This window comes from Bradyrhizobium sp. P2_E8 (genome assembly GCF_056403875.1).
Genome location: NZ_JBFUES010001919.1, coordinates 1 through 540, shown reverse-complemented (window position 1 = coordinate 540; position 540 = coordinate 1). Strand labels below are relative to the sequence as shown.

General features: G+C 71.5%; 1 protein-coding gene. It reads left to right on the top strand.

The genetic code is table 11. From position 1 onward, the window contains the following. Positions 1-540: chemotaxis protein CheB (locus tag AC1D00_RS44710; RefSeq protein WP_477015160.1), on the top strand; the 540-nt coding region annotated here is incomplete at both ends.

Below are 540 nucleotides of genomic sequence, written 5' to 3'. Positions count from 1 at the left end.
GTTGTCGCGCGGCCCGCCGCGCCCGCGCCTGCCGCGCTTGCGCCGTCGTCGGGGGCGCTGTCCACGCGCCCGTTCTCGACCCAGGCACCCAAGGTGCTGTTGATCGGCTCCTCGACCGGCGGACCGCAGGCGCTGATGGCCCTCGTCACCGAGCTCGGCCCGGTGATCGACCGCTTCCCGGTGCTGATCACCCAGCACATGCCGCCGACCTTCACCACCATTCTTGCCGAGCATCTGGCGCGTTCGAGCCGCCGGCCGGCGGCCGAGGCGGTCGATGGCGAGCCGGTGAAGCCGGGGCGGATCTATCTCGCGCCCGGCGGCAAGCACATGCGCGTCGTGCGCAGTGGTGCGGACGTCGCGATCGCGCTCGACGACGGCCCCGCCGTCAATTTCTGCAAGCCCGCGGTCGATCCGCTCTTCACCTCCGCCATCGACATCTGGCACGGCGCCATTCTCTCCGTGATCCTGACGGGCATGGGCTCGGACGGCATGCGCGGCGGCAAGGACATCGTTGCCGCCGGTGGCAGCGTGATCGCGCAG